Source organism: Ruegeria profundi (assembly GCF_049800715.1).
GTDB classification, from domain to species: Bacteria; Pseudomonadota; Alphaproteobacteria; order Rhodobacterales; family Rhodobacteraceae; genus Ruegeria; species Ruegeria profundi_A.
The window spans coordinates 27,501-30,941 of sequence record NZ_JBNAFO010000022.1 but is presented as its reverse complement, the minus strand read 5'-3'; the positions used below and the strand labels follow the sequence as shown (position 1 = coordinate 30,941).

General features: G+C 53.2%; 1 tRNA gene and 2 rRNA genes. All 3 read right to left on the bottom strand.

Features of this window, described 5'->3' with window-relative positions:
* Positions 1-2 precede the first annotated feature (2 nt).
* The 3 genes from ACP15L_RS22210 to ACP15L_RS22200 all read right to left on the bottom strand — a co-directional run bounded on the left by ACP15L_RS22210 (position 3) and on the right by ACP15L_RS22200 (position 3,327).
* A tRNA-Met gene (locus tag ACP15L_RS22210) sits at positions 3-79 on the bottom strand.
* Between the two features lie 124 nt (positions 80-203).
* Positions 204-318 (bottom strand): 5S ribosomal RNA (gene rrf / locus ACP15L_RS22205).
* Between the two features lie 179 nt (positions 319-497).
* Positions 498-3,327 (bottom strand): 23S ribosomal RNA (locus ACP15L_RS22200).
* Positions 3,328-3,441: the final 114 nt, after the last annotated feature.

The window sequence follows — 3,441 nt, the reverse complement described above, 5'->3', positions numbered from 1 at the left end:
GCTGGTTGCGGGAGCAGGATTTGAACCTGCGACCTTCAGGTTATGAGCCTGACGAGCTACCGGGCTGCTCCATCCCGCGACACTTTGCGTTGGTCTACCGCCTATTCGGCTACTTGAGACCATTTGTTGGCCTACCGCTTACGCTACTTGAGGCCGTGTAGTGTTCTTCTGATCGTATTAGAGAGACTGTGGGCTTTTACTAGGTTTGGCGGTGACCTACTCTCCCGGGGCTTAAGCCCAAGTACCATTGGCGCGGCAGTGCTTAACTTCCGGGTTCGGGATGGGACCGGGTGTTTCACTTGCGCTATGACCACCAAACCGAGGAAAAGCCCATGTTGACTTTCTTGCTGTGCAAGAAAGCGACGAGGTGGCAGTTAGCGTATGTGCGTTGCCACTCGGTTGTGTTTTCAATCAACATCGCGGCTTGGCGCTACGACGTCATCCATTGTCAAGGTCGGTGTATGCTTTTGGTTTGATTTGTCTTTCTGTTACTGGATCAAATCAAGCCTATCGGGCGATTAGTACCGGTCAACTGAACGCATTACTGCGCTTACATCTCCGGCCTATTGACGTGGTGGTCTTCCACGGCCCTCAGGGAGACCTTGTTTTGAGGGGGGCTTCCCGCTTAGATGCCTTCAGCGGTTATCCTGTCCGATCATAGCTACCCAGCACTGCCGTTGGCACGACAACTGGTCCACCAGTGGATCGTTCACCCCGGTCCTCTCGTACTAGGGGCAACTCCTCTCAAGTCTCCTACACCCACGGCAGATAGGGACCGAACTGTCTCACGACGTTCTAAACCCAGCTCACGTACCTCTTTAAACGGCGAACAGCCGTACCCTTGGGACCTGCTCCAGCCCCAGGATGAGATGAGCCGACATCGAGGTGCCAAACACTGCCGTCGATATGGACTCTTGGGCAGTATCAGCCTGTTATCCCCGGCGTACCTTTTATCCGTTGAGCGATGGCCCTTCCACTCGGGACCACCGGATCACTATGGCCGTCTTTCGACTCTGCTCGACTTGTCAGTCTCGCAGTCAGGCTGGCTTCTGCCATTGCACTCAACGAGCGATTTCCGACCGCTCTGAGCCAACCTTCGCGCGCCTCCGTTACGCTTTAGGAGGCGACCGCCCCAGTCAAACTACCCGCCACGCAGGGTCCCGGGTCCGGATAACGGACCGCGGTTAGACATCAAGAGTGCGAAGGGTGGTATCTCAAGGGAGGCTCCACGGATACTTGCGTTTCCGCTTCAAAGCCTACCACCTATCCTGCACATCACAATCCTGATGCCAGTGCGAAGCTGTAGTAAAGGTGCACGGGGTCTTTCCGTCTAACCGCGGGAAGCCTGCATCTTGACAGGCAATTCAATTTCGCTGAGTCGATGTTGGAGACAGCGGGGAAGTCGTTACGCCATTCGTGCAGGTCGGAACTTACCCGACAAGGAATTTCGCTACCTTAGGACCGTTATAGTTACGGCCGCCGTTTACCTGGGCTTCAATTCAAGGCTCTCACCTCTCCTTTTAACCTTCAGGCACCGGGCAGGCGTCAGACCCTATACGTCGTCTTGCGACTTCGCAGAGCCCTGTGTTTTTAATAAACAGTCGCCACCCCCTGGTTTGTGCCCCCAGCCCCTAGTTGCCTAGGAACCGGGCCTCCTTCTCGCGAACTTACGGAGGTATTTTGCCGAGTTCCTTCAACATCGTTCTCTCAAGCGCCTTGGTATGCTCTACCAGTCCACCTGTGTCGGTTTAGGGTACGGTCTGATGGAGGGCTATTTCCAGGAACCACTCAGCAGCCCAATCAATCCGATAAGATTGAACTACACCTGTGATCCGTCACATCCTCCTGGCCTAGGAATATTAACCTAGTTCCCATCGCCTACGCCTTTCGGCCTCGGCTTAGGGGCCGGCTTACCCTGCTCAGATTAGCTTTAAGCAGGAACCCTTGGACTTTCGGCGAGAGTGTCTCTCACACTCTTTGTCGCTACTCATGTCATCATTCTCACTAGTGATCTCTCCACCGGATGGCTCACGCCCCGGCTTCATCGAAAGAACTCGATCCGTCATTACATCCAGGTGGATGCAAATACGGATGAGTTCTATGTCACACTACGCTCTGCTACCGATGCTTACGCATCCCTAGACTTCGGCTCATGGCTTGAGCCCCGTTACATCTTCGCCGCAGGACAACTTATTTAGACCAGTGAGCTGTTACGCTATCTTTAAAGGATGGCTGCTTCTAAGCCAACCTCCTGGTTGTTTTGGTCGTCCCACCTGCTTTCCCACTTAGCCATGAATTGGGGGCCTTAGTCGTAGGTCAGGGTTGTTTCCCTCTCCACTACGGACGTTAGCATCCGCAGTGTGTCTGCCATCTAGTACTCCCGGGTATTCGGAGTTTGGTTAGGATCAGTAAGCCTGTGGGGCCCCATTACCCATCCAGTGCTCTACCCCCCGGGGTATTCGGATGACGCTCTACCTAAATAGATTTCGCAGAGAACCAGCTATCTCCGAGTTTGATTGGCCTTTCACCCCTAGGCACAGCTCATCCCGATCCTTTTCAACGGATGTGGGTTCGGTCCTCCAGTAAGTGTTACCTTACCTTCAACCTGGCCATGCCTAGATCACTCGGTTTCGGGTCTGATCCCACGAACTCATGCGCCCTATTAAGACTCGCTTTCGCTACGCCTACACCTAACGGCTTAAGCTTGCTCGTGAGACCAAGTCGATGACCCATTATACAAAAGGTACGCCGTCAGATCTCGAGGATCCTCCGACTGATTGTAGGCGTTCGGTTTCAGGTACTGTTTCACTCCCCTCGTCGGGGTGCTTTTCACCTTTCCCTCACGGTACTGGTTCGCTATCGGTCAGCAAGGAGTACTTAGCCTTCGAAGGTGGTCCTCCGATCTTCAGACAGAATTTCACGTGTTCCGCCCTACTTAATACGTCCATCAAAGCTTCCTATACGGGGCTGTCACCCGCTATGGCCACGCTTCCCAACGTGTTCTAGTCACTTATCTGGCTCGGCTGGTCCCCGTTCGCTCGCCGCTACTAGGGGAGTATCAATTGATTTCCTTTCCTCCGGGTACTTAGATGTTTCAGTTCCCCGGGTTTGCTCTTAAAACCCTATGTATTCAGGTCTTAAGTACCTGTTTAAATCCGTTGTAATATTGCGGAGCAATTTACAACGAACTTTCAGGTGGGTTGCCCCATTCAGAGATCCATGGATCAAAGCTTATTCTCAGCTCCCCATGGCTTATCGCAGAGTATCACGTCTTTCATCGCCTCTTGCTGCCAAGGCATTCACCAAACGCCCTTCTCGCGCTTGATTTGATCCAGAAAGAGAAAGACACACGATATTTGTGCTACCGCCTATTCGGCTACTTGAGCACAAGTATGTCAATCGCGACCGCCCAGCTGGTAACTAAAGGCGATCTTTCTTCTG